This is a genomic window from Kitasatospora sp. NPDC094016 (assembly GCF_040304045.1).
GTDB lineage: Bacteria > Actinomycetota > Actinomycetes > Streptomycetales > Streptomycetaceae > Kitasatospora.
In genome coordinates, this window is the sequence record NZ_JBEOUK010000045.1 from 59,063 (window position 1) to 78,062 (window position 19,000).

A 19,000-nucleotide genomic window follows, 5' to 3' on the forward strand; every position below is an offset into this window, starting at 1 on the left:
CGGTGGGGCGGGTCGTCGGGTCCCCGCCTGCCGGGCGGACGACGGGAGTCGGACGACCGGCCCCGGGGCCCGCCGTCACGGCCGCTCGCCGAGGACCTTGCGGCGGTAGGCGCGCCAGCTGACGGCCCAGACCGCCGGGTCGTCCAGCGGTTCGTGCCGGATGCGGTGCACGGTGGAGTTGTGCGGGGCCGTGCGGACGGTCTCCGGGTCCTCGTAGGCCTCGCGGGCGACCTCGGCGAGGATCGCGGCGTACTCGTCCAGGTCGGCGCGGGAGTAGGACTCGGTCGGCTCCAGCGTCATCGGCTCGGGGACGACGTACGGGTGGTGGCTGGTCCAGTAGTGGGTGCCGAAGTCGGCGGCGCGGTACCCGAGGTCCTCGCTGTGCAGGCCGGTGTCCTCGTTGAGCTGCTGCCAGCTGTAGCGGACCTGCTCGACGCGCGGGCGCCCCTTGGCGTAGGGCACGGAGACGCCGCGGATCCGCTGGACCTGGTGCATCAGGTAGTTGTTGTTGAGCACGGCGGTCTCGGCCACCTCGCGCAGCCCCGCGGCGCCCATCGACATGATCCAGGCGTAGGCGCGGACCAGGTTCGGGACGACTCCCAGGTAGGGGCGGATCTTGCCGATGGACTCCGGCCGGTCGTGGTCCAGGACGTACCGCTCGCCGTCGAACTCGACGGTGGGGCTGGGCAGGTGGGGTGCGAGCTCGGCGGTGACGCCGCAGGCGCCGGCGGCGGGTCCGCCGCAGGCGTGCGGGGTGGAGAAGGTCTTGTGCAGGTTGAAGTGGCACAGGTCGAAGCCGGCCTCGCGGGCCCGGGTGATGCCGAGGACGCCGTTGGCGTTGGCCTGGTCGTAGGCGCACAGGCCGCCGGCGGCGTGCACGATGCGGACGAACTCGGCGATCCGGGGGTTGTAGATCCCGGTGTCCTCGGGGTTGGTGATGAGCAGCGCGGCGGTGCGCGGGCCGACGGCGGCGCGCAGCGCCTCGATGTCGGGGTAACCGTCCGCGTCCGGGTGCAGGGTGATCACCTTGAAGCCGGCGGTCTTGGCGCAGGCGGCGTTGGAGGGGTGCGAGAAGGCGGTGGTGATGACCTCGTCGCGCTGCTCCAGCTCGCCGCGGGCGGCGAAGTGGGCGCGGATGACGGAGACGTTGGTCCAGATCGCGGCGGAGCCGGCGCCGGGTTGCAGGGAGACCCGGTCCATGCCGGAGACCTCCTTGAGCAACTGCTCCAGCCGGTGGACGAGTTCGAGCACCCCTTGGACGGTCGAGGGGTCCTGGGCCGGGTGCAGGGCGGCGATGCGCGGGTCGCGGACGAAGGCGTCGTTGACCTTGGGGCTGTACTTCATGGTGCAGGTGCCCTGGCCGACGTCGACGTTGAGGTCGGCGCCGAGGTTCTCCTGGGAGAGCCGCAGGTAGTGGCGGAGCACCTGCTGCTGGCCGAGTTCGGGCAGCGCGGCCGGGGTGGCGCGGCGCAGCGCGGCGGGCAGGCGGTCGGCGGGGCTGCCGACGGCGGCGGTGACGCCGGGCCCGGGGGTCGGCGGCAGGACGCCGCGCTCGCCGGGCGCGCCCAGTTCGAAGATCAGCTTCTCGTCCCAGCGGGCCTGGTGGAAGCGGCGCAGGGCGGGCTTGGGGGCGATCCGCGGGTCGGTCCCGCCGCTGTTCTGACGGTCCGTCACTTGACGATCTCCTCAAGGGCGGTGGCGAGGCGGTCGATGTCGGCCTGGGTGTGGAGCTCGGTCACGCAGTAGCGGCCTTCGTGTTCCCCGGCCGGGGTGCCGGCGTGCAGGCCGCGGGCGAGCAGCGCGGCGGCGACCTCGGCGGCGGTGCGCCCGCCGGTGTAGCGGACGGTGAAGTCGGCGAAGTGGACGGCCTCGGGGTCGGCGAGCTCCACGCCGGGTACCCGGGCGAGGCACCGGCGGGCGTAGGCGGTGTTGGCGAGGACGGTCTCGCCGATCTCGCGCATGCCGTGCGGCCCCATCAGCGAGAGGTAGACCCCGGCGGCGATGCCGTGCAGGGCGGCGGCGGTGCCGACCCACTCCTTGCCCTCCTCGCGCAGGGCGAAGGAGGTGCGCTCGTAGGCGACGTCGCCGAAGCCGTACTCGCCCGGCACGTCGGTGGGGGTGAGGCCGAAGAGGCGGCTCGGGTACTCGGCCACCAGGCGTTCGTCGTCGGCGCTGGCGATGAAGCCCGCGTTGCCGCCGCCGAAGCTGGGGTGGATGCCGAGCGGCTGGAGGTCGCCGCAGGTGAGGTCGGCGCCGAAGGAGGCGGGCGGGGCGAGCACGCCGAGGCTCAGCGGGTTGGCGCCGATGACGGCCAGCGCGCCTGCCTGGTGGGCGAGTTCGACGTACTGCGGCAGTTCGGGGTCGACCCGGCCGCAGTGGTCGGTCAGCTCGGCGAAGACGGCGGCGGCGTCGCCGGCGGCGAGGGCGGCGCGGACGGCCCCGGGCTCGGCCGGGACGGGTACGAGGTCGTGGACGCCGCGCACGTAGTCGCGGATCCGGGAGAGCTTGTCCGGGTCGAGGTCGCCGACCAGCAGGAGGCGGCGGCGCCCGGTGGCCCGGCCGGCCATCCGCAGTGCGGTCGCGGCGGCCTGGAAACCGTCGTAGGTCGGCACGTTGACGACGTCGACGGCCAGCAGTTCGGCCATCAGCGACTGGTACTCCCACAGGGCCTGGAAGCGGCCGTGGTCCTCGTACGGCTCGCCGGCGTAGGCGGTGAGGAACTCGCTGCGGTTGACGACCTCGTCGACCACGGCGGGCACGTGGTGGCGGTAGCAGCCGGCGCCGAGGAAGCTGCGGCCGGGCGGGACGGCGCTGTTGCGGGCGAGCAACTCCTCCATGTGGGCGACCAGTTGCGCCTCGGAGCCGAGCGGCTCGGGAAGTCGCAGCGGGCGGTCCAGGCGGAGTTCGGCGGGGATGTCGGCGTAGAACTCCTCGACGCTGTGCGCGCCGATCGCCGCCAGCATGGCCTTCTTCACGTCGGGGGCGGAGTTGGGGATGTACGGGTGGGTCCGGGGGGCGCGTGCGGTCATCCTGGCACCTTCCGCGATTTCGGTCACAAGCCTTGACGGCACTGTGTGTGCTGAGTTCTGTATACAGCATTCGGCATTCACTCTTCAGGAGGCAAGATGTCGGGAGGAAAGAACTCAACCGGCACCCGGCACAGACGCCTTGACGCTCCGGCGGCCAGCCGGGCCGGATCCGGACCGGGCCCCACCCGGCGCCGGGTCCTCGGTGCCGGGCTCGCGGGCGGCGCGCTGCTGCTGACCGGGGCGACGGGCTGCGCCACCGGCGGCGCCGGCGCCCCGGACGCCAAACGGCTGGACGCGAGTTCGGGCGGCAAGGTCGCCGGGAAGATCACCATCTGGTCCTGGGACGTCGCCGCCAAGGCCATGCAACGGCTCGGCAAGGCCTTCGAACAGGCCCACCCCGGCACCACCGTCGACGTGGTCGACATCGGCTACGACAACGCCTACGACAAGATCACCGTCGGGCTCGGAGCCGGCAGCGGACTCCCCGACGTGCTGACCGTCGAGGGCCACCGGATGCCCACCTACATCGGCAACTTCCCCCACGCGCTGGTGGACCTGACCAGCCGGGCCGGCGGCCTCGCGAAGGACTTCGCACCGTCCGCCTGGCGCACCGTCACCGACGCGGGCGGCCGCGTCCTCGCCCTGCCCTGGGACAGCGGCCCGTGCGCCCTCTTCTACCGCCGCGACCACTTCCAGCAGGCCGGAATCGACCCCGCCACCCTCACCACCTGGGACGACTACCTCGCCGCCGGCACCACCCTCAAGGACCGCACCGGCAGGAAACTGCTCATCCTGGACGCCAAACAGGACAGTATGTTCGCCCTGTTGCTCCAGCAGCAGGGCCAGGGCTGGTTCGTCGACGGCAAGGTCGCCGTCGCCTCACCCGCCGCCGAACGGGCGCTCACCCTGATGAAGCAACTCGTCGACCGGGGCCTGGTCGACTTCGAGAACGGCTGGGACGGCCTGGTCTCCGGCACCCACGACGGCAAGGCCGCCACCACCCCCACCGCCGCCTGGTGGGACGGCACCCTCACCGGCGACATGGCCGACCTGAACGGCGAGTTCGGCGTCGTCCCCCTGCCCGCTTTCGACCCCGGCGGCTGCCGCACCTCCAACAGCGGCGGCTCCACCCTCTCCGTCACCGCCCAGAGCAAGAACCCCGAACTCGCCTGGGAATTCCTCTCCTTCCTGCTCGCCGACCGGGCCAACCAGGCCTCGATGATGGAGCACGAAGGCCTCTTCCCCGCCTACCTCCCGGCCCTGGACGACCCGTACTTCCAGCGGCCGGACCCGTACTACGCGAACCAGCCCGCCATGCGGCTCTTCGCCGACCTCGCCCGGTCCATCCCCACCGTCGAGAGCACCGCCGACGACTCCAAGGCCGGCGACATCGTCAACACCGCCGTCAACCAGGTGCTGCACAACGGAGCCGACCCCGGCACCGTGCTGCGCTCCGCCGCCCGCCAGATCGCCACCGCGACCAGTCGCCAGCCGGCCCCGTAGGGACACGCGCCATGACCAGTCTCCAGGCCCCCGCCCCCCGGGTGGCCGCCGCGCCCGCGCGCACCGCGCCCACCCGGCGACGACGGCTGCCACGCTCCGCGGCCTGGCTCTTCGCCGGGCCCACGGCCGTGCTCTTCATCCTCTTCTTCGCCTATCCGCTCGGCGCCAGCCTCTACCAGAGCTTCACCGCCCGCCGGGACGGCGCCACCGTCTGGGTCGGCCTGGACCAGTACCGGCGGATGCTGGACGACCCGGCCTTCCTGCACTCCCTGGTCAACACCGGGATGATCCTGGCCGTCCAGGTGCCCGTGATGATCGGCCTGGCGCTGGTGCTGGCCGTTCTGCTGAACCAGTCCTGGCTGCGCTTCCGAGCCGGCTGGCGGGCCGTTTTCTTCCTGCCCGCCGTCACCACGCTGGTCGCCTACGCCGTCGTCTTCCAGGTGCTGCTGCGCACCGACGGCGGCCTGGCCAACCAGCTCCTGCACGCCCTGGGCGCCGGCCCCGTCGACTGGCTCAACTCGCCCACCTGGGCCCGGATCTCCCTGATCGGCTCGGTCACCTGGCGCTGGACCGGATACAACGCCGTCATCCTGCTCGCCGGCCTGCACGCCATCGGCCGGGACCAGTACGAGGCCGCCGCCCTCGACGGCGCCGGCACGCTGCGCACCTACACCAGCGTGATCCTGCCGCAACTGCGGCCGGTGGTGCTGTTCTGCGTCATCACCTCCACCATCGGCACGCTCCAACTCTTCGACGAGAACTACGTGCTGACGCGCGGCGGCCCCGGCGACGCGACCCTCACCCCGGTGGTCTACCTGTACAAGGTCGGCTTCCAGCAGCTCGACTTCGGGTACGCGGCCGCGATCGCCTGGGTCGTGGTGCTGGTCATCGCCGCCGTCTCCCTGCTCCAGTTCCGGTTCTACGGAAGGGAACGCCGCCGATGAGCGCCACCTCCGCCCGCCCCCGGCCGCGGCCCGCCCGACCGCCGTCCGTCCGCCCACCGGTGGCCCGCCCGCTGACCGCCCGGCTCGGCCGCGGCGCCGTCCTGGCCGTGCTCGCCCTCGGCGCCGTCGTCAGCCTGGTGCCGTTCGCCTGGATGCTGATCGCCAGCACCCACAGCAGCTCCGAACTCTTCCACTCCCCGCCGCCGTTCCTGCCCGGCGGGGAACTGCTGCGCAACCTGGCGCACCTCCAGCAGAGCATCGGCTTCGGTCGGGTGCTGCTCAACAGCCTCGGCGTGGCCGTCGTCTACACCGCGCTCAGCTCCCTGCTGTCGGCCATGTGCGGCTACGGGCTGGCCAAGTACCGGTTCCGGGGCCGCGGGCTGCTGCTCGGGCTGGTGCTGGCGACCATGATGATCCCGCTCCAGGTGCTGCTCGTCCCGCTGTTCCAGATGATGGCCAGCGTCGGCTGGATCGACAGCTACCAGGCGGTCATCCTGCCCTTCCTGGCCAACTCCTTCGGCATCCTGCTGATGCGCCAGGGCTTCCTGGACTTCCCCGACGAACTCCTGGAGTCGGCGCGCATCGACGGCTCCGGCGAACTGCGCACCTTCTACCAGGTGGTCCTGCCGTGCGTGCGGCCGCAGCTGGGCGCGCTCGTGATCTTCACCTTCATGGGCCAGTGGAACAGCTTCATCTGGCCGCTGCTGATGCTCAACACCGAGGACAAGTACACCGTGCCGGTGGCGCTCAACACGCTGACCGGGCTGACCCACGTCGACTACTCCGGCCTCATGCTCGGCTCCCTGCTGGCCACCCTCCCGCTGGTGCTGCTCTTCCTGGTGTTCCAGCGGCAGTTCGTGGCCGGCCTGCTCGGCGGAGCGCTGAAAGGATGACCCCCCGCATGACCTCCCGTACTCCTTCCCGCACGGCCGCACTCACCCGCGTCCCCGGCCTCCTCTACGGCGGGGACTGGAACCCCGAGCAGTGGTCCGAGGAGGTGTGGGCCGAGGACGTGAAGCTGATGGCCGAGGCCGGGGTCAACCTGGTCACCGTCGGGGTCTTCTCCTGGGCGCGGCTCCAACCAGCTTCCGACAGCTGGGACTTCGGCTGGCTGGACCGCCTCCTCGACCTCGTCCACGGCCACGGCATCGCCGTCGACCTGGCCACCGCCACCGCCTCGCCGCCCGCCTGGCTGGTCCGCGCCCACCCCGAGCTGCTGCCCGTCACCGCCGACGGCGTCCGGCTGGAGTTCGGCTCGCGCCAGCACTACTGCCCCTCCTCCGCCGTCTACCGGGCCGCCGCCGCCCGGCTCACCCGGGCCCTCGCCGAGCGCTACCACGACCACCCCGCACTCGCCCTGTGGCACATCCACAACGAGTACGGAGACCACGTCCAGGAGTGCTTCTGCCCCGCGTCCGCCGCCGACTTCCGGCGCTGGCTGCGCGAGCGGCACGGCGACGTCGACGAACTCAACCGGTCCTGGGGGACGGCGTTCTGGTCGCAGCGCTACGGCTCGTTCGACGAGATCGAACCGCCGCGCGCCGCGCCGGGACCGGTCAACCCGACCCAGCTGCTCGACTGGCGCCGATTCTGCTCCGACGCGCTGCTGGCCCTGCACCGCACCGAGAAGGCCGTCCTCGACGAGGTCTCACCGGGCGTGCCCGTCACCACCAACTTCATGTCGATGCTCAAGTCGCTGGACTACTGGGAGTGGAGCCGCCACGAGGACCTCGTCTCCGACGACGCCTACCCCGACCCGGCCGACCCCCGCACACACGTCAACGCGGCCATGAACTACGACCTGATGCGCTCCCTCAAGGGCGGCAAACCGTGGCTGCTGATGGAACAGGCCCCCTCCGCCGTCAGCTGGCGCCCCGTCAACCTGCCCAAACCGCCCGGACTGTACCGGCTGTGGTCGCTCCAGGCGCTGGCCCGGGGCGCGGACGGCGTACTGCACTTCCAGTGGCGCGCCTCCGTCGCCGGGGCCGAGAAGTTCCACAGCGCGATGCTCCCGCACCGCGGCACCTCCTCGCGCGGCTGGCGGGAGACCGTCCGGTTCGGGGCCGAGCTGCGCCGACTGGGCGAGATCGCGGGCAGCCGGATGCGCGGGCGGGCGGCCGTCCTGCTCGACTGGGACAGCTGGTGGGCGCTGGAGCTGGACGACCACCCCTCCGCGCGGATGCGCTGGCTCGACCTGCTCCGGCCCTGGTACGCGGCCCTCCACGACCGCGGCGTGACCGTCGACTTCGTCCCGCCCACCGGCGACCTCGACGGCTACCGGCTGCTGCTCGCCCCCAACCTGTACCTGCTCGACACCGCCACCGCCGACCGGCTCACCGCCTTCGTCCAGGCGGGCGGCCACCTGGTCTGCGGCCCGTTCAGCGGCATCAGCGACCGGCACGACCACCTCCACCCCGGCGGCCACCCCGGGCCGCTGCGGCCGCTGTTCGGCCTCGTCGTGGACGAGCACTGGCCGATCCCCGACGGGGCCGCCACCACCGTGCGGCTCGACGGCGGCGGGCCGGAACTGCGGGCCGAGCACTGGAGCGAATGGATCGACACCGAGGGTGCCGAGACCGTCGCCCGCTACGCCTCCGGCGAGCTGACGGGCCTGCCCGCCGTCACCCGGCACCGCCACGGCACCGGCAGCGCCTGGTACCTCGGCTGCCACCTCGGCGCGGACGTCGGCCGGGTGCTCGACCTGCCGCTCGCCGAAGCCGGGGTGGGCGCCGAACTGCCCGGTCTGCCGGCCGGCGTCGAGGCCACCCGCCGCCGCGCCGCCGACGGCACCGACTACCTGTTCCTGCTCAACCACGGCCCCGCCGCCTGCCGGGTGGCGCTGGACCGGCCCGGCACCGACCTGCTCACCGGCGCCGGCACCGGCCGGGGCCTCACCCTCGCACCGCTCGGCGCCGCCGTCGTCCGCGTCCCCGCGGCCGGCCCCGATCCGGCCTCCCCGTCCCCGTCTCCGTCCACGCCCGCCGAGGAGCGCACATGACGCCGTTGTCCCGCCGCCGACTCCTGGCCGCCACCGCCGCCACCGGCACCGCCCTCGCCGTGGCCGGCGGCGTCGCACCGGCCGCCCACGCCGACGACCGGCAGGCCGCCCCGTCCGACCTGGCTGACCCGTCCGCCCCGTCCGACCTGTCCGACCGCTACGCCGACGTCCTCGACCTGCACGGCACCCCGGCGCAGGCCTACCCCGGCGACGCCACCGGGAACAACCCGATCAACGTCTTCGCCGACCTCGGCGCCTGGCACGCCTACGCCCTGCCGCGCCCGCAGGACCCGCTCGGCGGCTTCACCGGCCCCCTCCACCTCGCCCAGGAATACCCGTGGTGGCTCAGCGACGGCCTCAACCGCCTCCAACTGACCGAGCGGGGAAGGATCCTGGACCTCGCCGCCGGCGGCGCCCCCCGGCTCACCTCGCTGCCCGGGCTGCTGCGCCAGTCCTACGACCTCGGCGGCCGCCTCGCGCTCACCCTGGAACTGCGCTTCGCCGGCAACCGCACCGCCCTGGTCAGGGCCCGGCTGGCCAACGGCGGCCCGGCCGCACGGACCCTCCAGGTGGCCTGGACCGGGACACTGCTGCGCCCGGCCACCGGCCCCCAGCACGACGCCCCCGCCCTGGTCGCCGCCGAGCGCGGCGTCGCCGTCCGGTTCGCCCGGGTCCGGCAGACCTGGGACTACCTCACCGACGGCACCGAGCGCTTCGAAGTCCGCCACGCGGCGCCGGTGCGCACCACCGTCAGCGGCGACGGCCACCGAACCGAACTGGCCGGGCCCGTCCGGCTGGCCCCGGGCGCCGTCCGCACCCTGGACTGGGCCGAGAGCTACACCTTCACCGACGCCGAGCGCTCCCGCGCCGTCGCCGAGGCGGACGCCGCGCTGCGCGCCCCCGACCGGGTCGCCGCGGCGGGCGCCGCCCGCTGGGCCGGGTACGTCGCCCGGGCGACCGAGGGCGTCCCCGCCGCGCGCCGCCGGACGGCCGTCAAATGCGTGCAGACCCTGGTCACCAACTGGCGCAGCCCGGCCGGGCGGATCCGGCACGACGCGGTCACACCCACGCTCTCGTACAAGTGGTTCAGCGGGGTCTGGGCCTGGGACACCTGGAAGCAGGCCGCCGGCACCGCCGTCTTCGCCCCCGACCTGGCCGCCGACCAGATCCGGGCGATGTTCGACCACCAGATCCGGCCCGACTCCGCCGACCGCCCGCAGGACGCCGGGATGATCCCGGACTGCGTCTTCTACAACGACCCGAGCACCGGCGGCGGCAACTGGAACGAGCGCAACTCCAAACCCCCGCTGGCGTCCTGGGCGGTCTGGGAGGTCTACCGGCGCGGCGGCGACCGGGCGTTCCTGCGCGAGCTGCTGCCCAAACTGACCGCCTACCAGGACTGGTGGTACCGCACCCGGGACCACGACGGCGAAGGCCTGTGCGAGTACGGCGCCACCGTCGACCCGGGCAACGCCGCCCCGGCGGACTGCCTGGCGGCGGCGGCCTGGGAGTCCGGTATGGACAACGCGCCGCGCTTCGACGCCGCCCTCGGCGCCGCCGTCGTCGCCAACCGCAGCGCGCAGGGCGCCCTGCTGGGCTGGTCGCTCACCCAGCGCTCCGTCGACCTGAACGCCTACCTGGCCGCCGACCACCGCGCCCTGGCCGCCATCGCCGCCGAACTCGGCGACCGCACCGCCGCCCAGCGGCTGCGCGGACGGGCCGAGGCGATCGACCGGGCCGTCCGCGACACCATGTTCGACCCGGCCACGGGCTGGTTCCACGACACCGACCTGGCCACCGGCGCCCGCCTCACCGCGCGCGGGCGCGGCATCGAGGGCGCGATCCCGCTCTGGTCCGGCACCGCCTCGCCCGCCCAGGCCCGCGCGGCCCGCGGGCTCCTGCTCGACCCGGCCGAGTTCGGCACCGCGCTGCCGTTCCCGACCGTCGCCCGCAGCTCGCCCTCCTTCGACCCGGCCGGGTACTGGCGGGGGCTGGCCTGGATCGACCAGACCTACTTCGCCATCGAAGGCCTGCGCCGGTACGGCTGGAACCAGGACGCCCGCCGGGCGACGGACCGGCTGCTGGCGACGGCCGCCGGGCTCGGCGGCGACGCTCCGCTGCGGGAGAACTACGACCCGCTGACGGGGGAGGGGCGGAACTCGACCAACTTCAGCTGGTCCGCCGCCCTGCTCCTGCTGCTGCTCCGGGCCTGACCGATTTGGCCCGGGCCTGCCACGTCCTGGCATGATCGGGGCATGGTCGAACGAGTCATTGCAGCGTGTGACGGAGCAGCCAAGGGCAACCCCGGCCCGGCGGCCTGGGCCTACGTGGTGGCGGACGCCGCCGGGGTGCCCCAGCGCTGGCAGGCCGGTCCGCTCGGGCACAGCACCAACAACGTGGGCGAGCTGACGGCACTGGAGCAGCTGCTGGCGTCGACGGACCCGGCCGTCCCGCTGGAGGTCCGGCTCGACAGCACGTACACCCGCGACGCGGTGACCAAGTGGCTGGTCGGCTGGAAGCGCAACGGCTGGAAGACCGCCGCCGGCAAGCCGGTCGCCAACCGCGAGCTGATCCAGCACATCGACGAGCTCCTGACCGGGCGGGACGTCACCTTCGTGTACGTCCCCGCCCACCAGGTGAACGGCGACCCGCTGAACGCCATCGCCGACAAGGCCGCCAGCGACGCCGCCCGCCGGCAGCAGGCCGCGGGCGGAACCGCCGCCGACCTCCCCGAGCCGGACCCGGCCCGGACCACCCCGGCGCGGGCCGCCCGCCCGGCCTCCTCGTCGGCGGGCTCGTCGGCCAGTTCGTCGGCCGGCTCGTCCACGGCGAAGAAGCGCTCGTCGGGCGGTTCGCGGACCCTCGCCGCCCGCTTCCCCGGCACTTGCCCCTGCACCCGCTCGTACGCCAAGGGCGACACCATCACCAAGGTGGGCAGCAGCTGGGGGCACCCGGAGTGCGCGGGCGCCCACGCGTAGGTCCGGCCCGGCGCCGGGCGGGCCGACACCGGCCCGCCCGGGTCCGACTCACCCCAGGGGTGGAGCCAGGTGGAGCCAGGTGGAGCCGGGTGGAGCCGGGTGGAGAAAGCGCCTCGGCGAATTCTCCACCCCCGCGCCGAGGCTGACGGGACCTCAGCAGTCCTAGCGTCGGACACATGACCCGACCTACCGGCCGCACCACGGCCCACGCCGGCGGCGCGCTGCTCACCGCCGCCCTCCTGCTCGCCGCACCACTCGCGCCGACCGCCGTCGCGGCCCCGAGGGCGCAACTCGCCTGGGGGTCCTGCCCCGCGCCGACCCCGAACGCCAACGGCGTGCCGTTCCCCCGGGACCCGCGCCAGCAGTGCGCGACCCTGCGGGTACCGCGGGACTACCATGACCCGGCCGAGGGCACGATCACCCTCACCGTCTCCCGGCTGCGCACCGCCGACCCCACCCACCGGCGCGGCACCCTGGCCGTGGTGCCGGGCGGGCCGGGCGGCTCCGGACTGGACTACCCGGGCTCGATGGCGAAGTTGCTGCCGGCGGACGTCCTGCGCTCCTACGACCTGATCGGCTTCGACGAGCGGGGGGTGGGCAACAGCACCCCGGTCCACTGCGACCTGTCCGCCGCCGAGCGGGACGCCCAGCTCAACTACCCCTTCCCAGGCCCCGACGGCTCGATCACCGCCAACCTCGACCAGGCCCGGCGGGTGGCCGACGACTGCGCGGCCGCGAGCGGCGACTACCTGGCCGACGTGACCACGGCCAACTCGGCCCGCGACCTGGACCGGATCCGGGCGGCCCTGCACCTGCCCCGGATCTCCTACCTGGGCAGCTCGTACGGCACCTACCTCGGCCAGGTCTACGCCACCCTCTTCCCCTCGCACACCGACCGCGTGGTGCTGGACAGCACGGTGCCGCCGGGCGGGCTGGAGCAGGGGTTCAGTCTGTTCAGCGAAGGCTTCTCCGACTCCTTCCCGGCCCTGGCCCGCTTCGTCGCCGCCCAGGACGCCACCCTGCACCTCGGCGCCACCCCCGAGGCGGTCCGGGCGAGCTACCTGCGGCTGGCCGGCGAGGTCGACCGCGACCCGCTGCCGCTGTCGGGCGGCCGGCTGCTCACCGGCGGCGGCCTGCGCAGCGTCGTCTACGCCTCGCTGGTCAAGCCGAGCTACTACCCCCTCGGCGCGCGGGTCCTGCAACTGGCCGAGGAGCGCGACACGACTCCGGCCCCGGTTACGGCTCCGGCGCCGGAGGGCGCGGGCACCGGTGGTTCGGGCGCCAACCCGCTGCCGCAGGTCATCCCTGACAACTTCCTCGCGGACCAGTTCGCGGTGATCTGCGGCGACTCGGCCTGGCCCCGCGACCCGGCCGTCTACGCCGCCCGCACCGCCGCCGACCGGGCCCGCTACCCGCTCACCAACGGCATGAGCGGCAACGTCTGGCCGTGCGCCTTCTGGCACTACGGCCCGAAGGAACCGCCGGTCCGGGCCGACCCGGACGGCCCGCGCAACATCCTGATGCTGCAGAACCGGTACGACCCCGACACCACCTACAACGGCGCCCGGCAGACCCAGCGCGCCTTCGGGCACCGGGCGGCGATGGTCACCTTCGACACGACCGCGCACGGCGTCGACTTCACCGACCCGCAGGTGCTCGCGCCGTTCACCGCCTTCCTCCTCGGCGGCCGGCTCCCGAGCTGAGCAGGCGTACGGCCGGGGCCCCGGCCCGGGCCCCGGCCGTACGTCCGTACGCTCAGGGCTTGGCGAGCCTGCTGCGGGCACCGTTCTCGGCCCGGACCGTGAGGGCGGCCGGCGCGGGCAGGTGTTCCTGGTGGTCCGGCGGGTAGAACTGCCGGGCCCAGTGCCGCAGGGCGCCGATCGGCCCGTCGCCGGCGGCGAGCCGGGGCGGTGACAGGTACTTCTTGGTGGACCAGATCGGGAAGTCGGCCGCCGTGAACTCGCAGCTCCGCTTGAACATCGGGCCCGCCAGCAGGCGCGACAGCGACCGGCTGACCGCCCTGCCGAGCACGGGCGGCAGCCGGGACGGCTCGTCGAAGGAGAACCGGCTCGCCTGCCGGAACTGCATCCGGCCGGGCGCGACCATGGTGGCCATCACCAGCGAGCACATCTTCAGTCCGAGGGCCGGGGTGTGCACGTCGGTGTGCAGGCAGGCGAGGCCGTAACCGTCGACCTCGATCTCGACCTGGCGCCGGCCCAGCAGCGGGAAGTCCTCCTGCACCCGCATCGAGACGTGGAAGCGCGTGCCGTCCCAGTCGATCGGGGCCGCCAACTCGCCGCTCGGCCAGCCGTGCAGGGTGACGAAGTGGCCCAGGTCCACCGCGTTCTCCATGACGTCCTGGGCGTAGCCGGCCATCTCCCAGGCGGCGTGCCGGGACGGCTGGTGCCCGAGCGTGTGCCACTCCGGGATCTCCCAGTCCGGCTGCCGGCCGTCGTGGTGGCGCCAGACGAAGACGGCGTCGTTCACCTCGCGCACCGGAAGCTGCGCCAGGGAGGCCTTCGGCGGCGCGGAGCCGTACCCGGTCCGCACGCACCGGCCGTCCGGGTCGAAGGCGAAGCGGTGGAAGGGGCAGACCAGGTCGTCGCCCTCCACCTCGGCGAGGCCGAGGTGGGCCCCCAGGTGCGGGCAGTAGGGGCGGATCGCGCGGATCCCCCCGCTCCGCAGCCGGTACAGCACGACGTCCTCCCCGGCCAGCCGGCGGGTGAGCACCGTGCCGGGCTTGAGCTCGTCGGCGAAGCCGACCGAGGCCCACCCGTCGGGGTACGGCAGGCCCGGCGGCAGCGCGACGTCGCCCGCGGTGGGGCCCTCACCGATGGGCCGGACGTGCTTTAAGGACTCGCGCATGAACTCTCCTCCTGGCCTGCCAGGCTCCGACCTCGGCAGCTCAGCCGGCCCTCCCGGGCAATTCGTCTCCGAACGGAACGCCCCGCATGCTAACCGCAGATCGACGGGGCCCGTGCGAACAACATGGCTGATACCAAAGAAGTCTGATGATTCATCAGAAAATCTCCGATGCGACCTTCGACGGCCGGACGGCTGAGCGATTCCCGGGCGGGCCGATCCACCGCAGCGCCGTGCGGCCTGCCCGGCGTCGGCGCGCAGGCGGGGTCCGAAGACACGCCCTGGACTTCGGGACGGTGGCAAACGCGGTGAGGGGTGCGCGAGTTGGCGCGGTCGGCCCGACAAGATCGGCCGGACAGGATCTGGCTAGCGGTCCGCCGCTTCGACGGCGCTCAGCGGGGCCGCCAGGTCCTCCAGGCTGCGCCGTTCCGCCCGCACGCCGATCGCGGCCTCGACCAGCCCCGCGGCCGTCATCAGCGCCGCCCCGATGCAGAACGCGAGCGTGGTGTCGGAGACCTTCCCGCTGCTCACCAGGCCGTTGAAGAGCAGCGGGCCGCTGATGCCGCCGACCGCCGTGCCGACGGCGTAGAAGAAGGCGATGCTCATCGCCCTGGTCTCCAGCGGGAAGATCTCGCTCACCGTCAGGTAGGCCGCGCTCGCCCCCGCCGAGGCCAGGAACAGCACGGCCGTCCAGCAGGCCGTCATGCCGGCCGCGCTCAGCGCGCCCTGCTGGAACAGCGCGGCGGTGCCGAACAGCAGCACCCCCGAGCCGATGTACGTGCCGGCGATCATCGGCACCCGCCCGACCGAGTCGAAGAGGTGGCCCAGCAGCAGCGGGCCGAGGAAGTTGCCGACCGCGATGACCGCGAAGTAGTAGCCGGTGTCGCCCTCCGGCACGTCGAAGTAGAGGGTCAGGATGACGGCGTAGCCGAAGGTCACGGCGTTGTACAGGAACGCCTGCCCGATGAAGAGCGCGAGGCCGAGCACCGTGCGGCGCGGGTAGCGGCTGATCACGGTGCGGGCGATCGTGACGAAGCCGAGCGGGGCGCGTTCGCGGATCAGGATCGGCCGGTCGGTGACGGGCGGCAGCGGGTGGCCGGTCTCCCGCTCCACGACCCGTTCGGCCTCGGCCACCACCTCCTCGGCCTCCGGCGCCCGCCCGTGGGTGAACAGCCAGCGCGGGCTCTCCGGGACGTGCCGGCGGACCAGCAGGATCACCAGGCCCAGCACGACACCGATCCCGAAGGCGAGCCGCCAGCCCACGTCGGTGGCGAACAGCGCGGTGTTCAGCAGTGCGACGGAGGCGAAGGCGCCGAGCGCGGCGCCGATCCAGAAGCTGCCGTTGATGATCAGGTCGATCCGGCCGCGCACCCGGGCCGGGATCAGCTCGTCGATCGCCGAGTTGATCGCCGCGTACTCGCCGCCGATGCCGAAGCCGGTGAAGAAGCGGCAGAGGAAGAAGAACCAGGCCGTCCAGGACAGTGAGGTCACGGCGGTCGCCGCCAGGTAGACGGCGAGCGTCACCATGAAGAGCTTCTTGCGCCCGAGCCGGTCGGTCAGCCAGCCGAAGAACAGCGCGCCGGAGCAGGCGCCCGCCACGTACACGGCGGCCGCGATCGTCGTCACCTGCGTCGTCGAGATGGCGATGCCGCTGCCGGGCTGCGCGAGCCTGGCCGCCATGTTGCCGACGATCGTCACCTCCAGGCCGTCCAGGATCCAGACGGTGCCCAGGCCGATCACGATCCGCCAGTGCCAGCGGGACCACGGCAGCCGGTCCAGCCGGGCCGGCACGTTGGTCTCGATGACCCCGGCTCCGGCCGTGGCGGCCGTGCCGTCGTGCGGCCGCTGCGCGGGTGACTTCGCCGGATCGGCCATACGGGTCTCCTTCGCTCGCCGTTTCGGGACGCCTCCCGTCTGCCCGCTTTCCGCAGGACCGAACGGGGTGCCCGCCCGTCACGGTGGGTGAGCGTTCGCGCCCCCTCCGCCATCATGCCCCGAAGGTGGCGGCGCCGCCGGGGGAGGCTTTCCCCTTGCCGGGCGGCGGCGGCCCGTCCCGCGGCGCCGGGGCCGCGCCCAGGGCCCGCGGCGCCCTCCCGGGCGGTGGACGGCGCGCCGTCCGTGAGCTGCCCGAGCGGGCTGGCGGCGAGGATGGACCAGGCGGTGTCCCGCACCGCCGTCTTCGAGGGTGTGGGCAAAAGGCGATGCTGATCTCCGTGACGGGTGTGTACGGCGACCGGGTGAGTCTTGACCGCGGGGCGCTGGAGTAGGAGGGCGTGTAGAGGTCACCTGGCGGGCGGTGCGGTGCGGCGACCGGTTCAGCGGTCGCCGACCACGCCGCAGCGCCATGCCCAGGCTGCGATCTCCACGCGGTTCCGCAGCTCCAATTTGGCCTGGATGCTCGCCAGATGGGTCTTGACGGTGGAGAGCGACACGAAGAGGTCGGCGCAGACCTCCTGATTGGTCCGCCCGTTGGCGACCAGTCGGGCTACGTCCAACTCCCGTTCCGTCAGCGGACCGGAGTCCACCTCGCCGGGGGGAGGGGGCCGCTGCGTGTCGATCCGCTCCAGCAGCCGTACGGTCACGGCGGGGGAGATCAGTACGTCGCCGCGGGCCGCCGCGCGGACGGCCTCCACCAGCAGCGCGGGACCGGCGTCCTTCAACAGGAACCCGCAGGCCCCGCTGCTCAGCGCCCCGTCGACGTAGTCGTCCTGGTCGAAGGTGGTGACGATGACCACGCGCAACGGGTTGACCGCGTTCGGGCCCGCGAGCAGCCGGGTCACCTGAAGGCCGTCGAGTTTCGGCATTCGGATGTCGACCAGGCACACGTCGGGCCGCAGTCTCCGGGCCAGTTCCACGCACTCCGCGCCATCGGCCGCCTCGCCCACGACCTCGATGCCGGGATGGGTCTGGAGGATCAGCCGGAAGCCGGTGCGGACCATTTCCTGGTCGTCGGCGATCAGGACCCGGATCGCCGGTCCACTGGCATTGGTCATATAGGCGATCCTGCCACAGCGCCGTTTGAGGTTCCCCCGACGAACGAAAGATCGCCAGAGATGGCGTGATGCAGTCCAGTTGAGGGTGCATCAGTGCACCTACGGGTGCTCGGTGGGCCGGATCCGGTGGTCGGCCCGGGGCGGCCGGCCCCGGGGGATCCGGGGTGTGATCGCCCATGTCCCGCACAGCTCGCGGCGAAGGATAGGGGCTACCCCGTGGTACGGCCTCGACCGAAAGGACAATGTCGCGGCGCAGAACCGGCCAGTCGGCCGAGGCGACCGGCCTCGTCGGGGAACGAAGGTGGAGTATGTGAACTCCATCCCCTTGCTTCCGCCTGTGCTCAGCGGCACCGGGCTGTCCACGTCCTTTGGATCCACCCGCGCGCTCCACATCGCCGGCGGGCCGGGTCGCGTCGAGGAGCAGGAGAGCCGGTGAAGATCGCCTTCGTCCTCCTCACCTACAACCCTGACGAGCCGGCGGGGATCGAACGCAGTGTCGGGTCGCTCGCTGCCGGCCTGCGTGAGCTGGGTCACCAGGTCATCACCATCGTAGCCGGACCGGCGTCCGCCACCGACAAGCCGGACCTGGTCCGGCTGGACTCGGTCACGCTGGTCCGCCCCATGCTGTTCGACGACTTGCCACGTGTGCTCGCCGATCCCGGCCCGGTGCGGGACGAGGTCAGGGGAATACTCGTCGAGCATCACGTCGACGTGGTGTGCTGGGCCGACGCGGTGGTCGGCCTCGGCTATCTGGCCCCGGCCCCGGACGGGGTGCGAACCGCCCTCATGGCACACCTCGTGCGGGGTGACAGCCGGATGCACGAGAGCCTGGCACACAAACCTGATGCCGTGCTCGCTGCCAGTTCCTTCCTCGTCAGCGAGTCCGCACGGGCAGGTGTGGACACCACAGGGTGGCAGGTGTTGCCGAATCCGCTTCCACGCCGGGGCACTCCACCACCATCCGGTGTCCGTGAAGGACTTCGGCGCACCGGTCCGCTGCGGACCCTGGCCAGGCCGGACCCGGTCAAGGGCATTTCCGGCTTGCTTCGCGCCATCCCGGACGACTTCGACCGGCCGGTGCAGGTCGTGCTCGCGGACGCGGGCTTCGAGCTGTGGCGAGGTATGCAGGACGATGTCCGCCGGGAATGCCAGAAGTTGGCCGAGGGACGGCCCCAGATCGAACTGCTGCCTCCTCTGCCGTGGGACGAGGTGCAGGACTTCCTCGCCGAGGCCGCACTCGCCATGATGCCGACCACGTGGCCGGAGACCTTCGGCAACGTCGCGGCCGAGGCGCTGTCCGCCGGAACACCGGTGGTCGGCTTCCACCTCGGAAATCTGCCGCATCTCGTGGGCACGGCCGGAGCCCTGGTCGAGCTCGGCCCCGCTGCCGAAGTCCACCACATCAGCGCCGTCACCAGCCGGAACGCTCAACCACCTGGCGCTGAGGAAGGCTTCGCGAGGCTTTGGGCGGCCACCACGGCGCTGCTCTCCGATCCCGACGGCTACCACGCGGCCTCCGAGCAGGCGGTGCGTCAGGTGGCCGGCTACGAACCGGCTGCGGTGGCGAGCACCTTCCTCCGCCATGTCGGCGTCCACGACTAGGGCGCGTATTCGGTCGTGATCAATCTGCGCGATTTACCTTCGCAGCGGGTCCAGTTCCGGTAAACCGTGGTGCGTGACGCGAGCGCAACTG

General features: G+C 73.0%; 13 protein-coding genes. 8 read left to right on the forward strand and 5 right to left on the reverse strand.

What is annotated here, in order from left to right; translation table 11 throughout:
• Positions 1-75: 75 nt before the first annotated feature.
• Together gcvPB and gcvPA are read right to left on the reverse strand one after the other, a co-directional pair.
• On the reverse strand, positions 76-1,674 hold the full coding sequence (gcvPB, locus tag ABT015_RS30830) for an aminomethyl-transferring glycine dehydrogenase subunit GcvPB (RefSeq protein ID WP_350884936.1): 1,599 nt from the start codon (positions 1,672-1,674) through the stop codon (positions 76-78).
• The gene (gene gcvPA, locus ABT015_RS30835) at positions 1,671-3,029 is read right to left on the reverse strand and encodes an aminomethyl-transferring glycine dehydrogenase subunit GcvPA (protein ID WP_350884938.1); all 1,359 of its coding nucleotides are present in this window, start codon (positions 3,027-3,029) and stop codon (positions 1,671-1,673) included. Before gcvPA ends, gcvPB begins: the two co-directional genes overlap by 4 nt.
• Before the next feature lie 96 nt (positions 3,030-3,125).
• Between gcvPA and ABT015_RS30840 the strand changes: the two genes are divergently transcribed.
• From ABT015_RS30840 to ABT015_RS30870, 7 genes are all read left to right on the forward strand, one after another.
• The gene (locus ABT015_RS30840; RefSeq protein WP_350884940.1) at positions 3,126-4,532 is read left to right on the forward strand and encodes an ABC transporter substrate-binding protein; all 1,407 of its coding nucleotides are present in this window, start codon (positions 3,126-3,128) and stop codon (positions 4,530-4,532) included.
• Between the two features lie 11 nt (positions 4,533-4,543).
• Positions 4,544-5,476: a carbohydrate ABC transporter permease gene (locus tag ABT015_RS30845; RefSeq protein ID WP_350884942.1), complete on the forward strand. Its 933-nt coding sequence runs from the start codon at positions 4,544-4,546 to the stop codon at positions 5,474-5,476.
• Positions 5,473-6,369, forward strand: coding sequence for a carbohydrate ABC transporter permease (locus tag ABT015_RS30850; RefSeq protein ID WP_350884944.1), 897 nt, complete (start codon positions 5,473-5,475; stop codon positions 6,367-6,369). The genes ABT015_RS30845 and ABT015_RS30850 overlap by 4 nt, the downstream gene beginning before the upstream one ends.
• An 8-nt stretch (positions 6,370-6,377) precedes the next feature.
• Positions 6,378-8,474: a beta-galactosidase gene (locus ABT015_RS30855; RefSeq protein WP_350884946.1), complete on the forward strand. Its 2,097-nt coding sequence runs from the start codon at positions 6,378-6,380 to the stop codon at positions 8,472-8,474.
• Positions 8,471-10,687, forward strand: coding sequence for an MGH1-like glycoside hydrolase domain-containing protein (locus tag ABT015_RS30860; RefSeq protein ID WP_350884948.1), 2,217 nt, complete (start codon positions 8,471-8,473; stop codon positions 10,685-10,687). Before ABT015_RS30855 ends, ABT015_RS30860 begins: the two co-directional genes overlap by 4 nt.
• Positions 10,688-10,729: 42 nt before the next feature.
• The gene (locus ABT015_RS30865; RefSeq protein WP_350884950.1) at positions 10,730-11,452 is read left to right on the forward strand and encodes a ribonuclease H family protein; all 723 of its coding nucleotides are present in this window, start codon (positions 10,730-10,732) and stop codon (positions 11,450-11,452) included.
• 176 nt (positions 11,453-11,628) lie between these two features.
• A complete protein-coding gene (locus ABT015_RS30870) occupies positions 11,629-13,155 on the forward strand; it encodes an alpha/beta fold hydrolase (RefSeq protein ID WP_350884952.1) in 1,527 nt (508 codons plus the stop codon).
• Positions 13,156-13,207: 52 nt separating this feature from the next.
• Here the strand turns inward: ABT015_RS30870 and ABT015_RS30875 are convergent, their stop codons facing one another.
• The 3 genes from ABT015_RS30875 to ABT015_RS30885 all read right to left on the reverse strand — a co-directional run bounded on the left by ABT015_RS30875 (position 13,208) and on the right by ABT015_RS30885 (position 17,307).
• On the reverse strand, positions 13,208-14,317 hold the full coding sequence (locus ABT015_RS30875; protein ID WP_350884954.1) for a Rieske 2Fe-2S domain-containing protein: 1,110 nt from the start codon (positions 14,315-14,317) through the stop codon (positions 13,208-13,210).
• A gap of 363 nt (positions 14,318-14,680) precedes the next feature.
• Complete coding sequence (locus tag ABT015_RS30880) at positions 14,681-16,189, reverse strand: MFS transporter (protein WP_350884957.1); 1,509 nt, start codon at positions 16,187-16,189, stop codon at positions 14,681-14,683.
• Between the two features lie 440 nt (positions 16,190-16,629).
• The gene (locus tag ABT015_RS30885; RefSeq protein ID WP_350884960.1) at positions 16,630-17,307 is read right to left on the reverse strand and encodes a response regulator; all 678 of its coding nucleotides are present in this window, start codon (positions 17,305-17,307) and stop codon (positions 16,630-16,632) included.
• A 432-nt stretch (positions 17,308-17,739) separates the two neighbouring features.
• On the opposite strand from ABT015_RS30885, the gene ABT015_RS30890 reads away from it, so the two are divergent.
• Complete coding sequence (locus ABT015_RS30890; protein WP_350884963.1) at positions 17,740-18,909, forward strand: glycosyltransferase family 4 protein; 1,170 nt, start codon at positions 17,740-17,742, stop codon at positions 18,907-18,909.
• Positions 18,910-19,000 lie beyond the last annotated feature (91 nt).

Excerpts from the sequence above, each read along its gene's own strand:
- gcvPA (WP_350884938.1), bottom strand. The coding sequence starts at position 3,029 with ATGACCGCACGCGCCCCCCGGACCCACCCGTACATCCCCAACTCCGCC.
- ABT015_RS30840 (WP_350884940.1), top strand. The coding sequence starts at position 3,126 with ATGTCGGGAGGAAAGAACTCAACCGGCACCCGGCACAGACGCCTTGAC.
- ABT015_RS30845 (WP_350884942.1), top strand. The coding sequence starts at position 4,544 with ATGACCAGTCTCCAGGCCCCCGCCCCCCGGGTGGCCGCCGCGCCCGCG.
- ABT015_RS30850 (WP_350884944.1), top strand. The coding sequence starts at position 5,473 with ATGAGCGCCACCTCCGCCCGCCCCCGGCCGCGGCCCGCCCGACCGCCG.
- ABT015_RS30855 (WP_350884946.1), top strand. The coding sequence starts at position 6,378 with ATGACCTCCCGTACTCCTTCCCGCACGGCCGCACTCACCCGCGTCCCC.
- ABT015_RS30860 (WP_350884948.1), top strand. The coding sequence starts at position 8,471 with ATGACGCCGTTGTCCCGCCGCCGACTCCTGGCCGCCACCGCCGCCACC.
- ABT015_RS30865 (WP_350884950.1), top strand. The coding sequence starts at position 10,730 with ATGGTCGAACGAGTCATTGCAGCGTGTGACGGAGCAGCCAAGGGCAAC.
- ABT015_RS30870 (WP_350884952.1), top strand. The coding sequence starts at position 11,629 with ATGACCCGACCTACCGGCCGCACCACGGCCCACGCCGGCGGCGCGCTG.
- ABT015_RS30875 (WP_350884954.1), bottom strand. The coding sequence starts at position 14,317 with ATGCGCGAGTCCTTAAAGCACGTCCGGCCCATCGGTGAGGGCCCCACC.
- ABT015_RS30880 (WP_350884957.1), bottom strand. The coding sequence starts at position 16,189 with ATGGCCGATCCGGCGAAGTCACCCGCGCAGCGGCCGCACGACGGCACG.
- ABT015_RS30885 (WP_350884960.1), bottom strand. The coding sequence starts at position 17,307 with ATGACCAATGCCAGTGGACCGGCGATCCGGGTCCTGATCGCCGACGAC.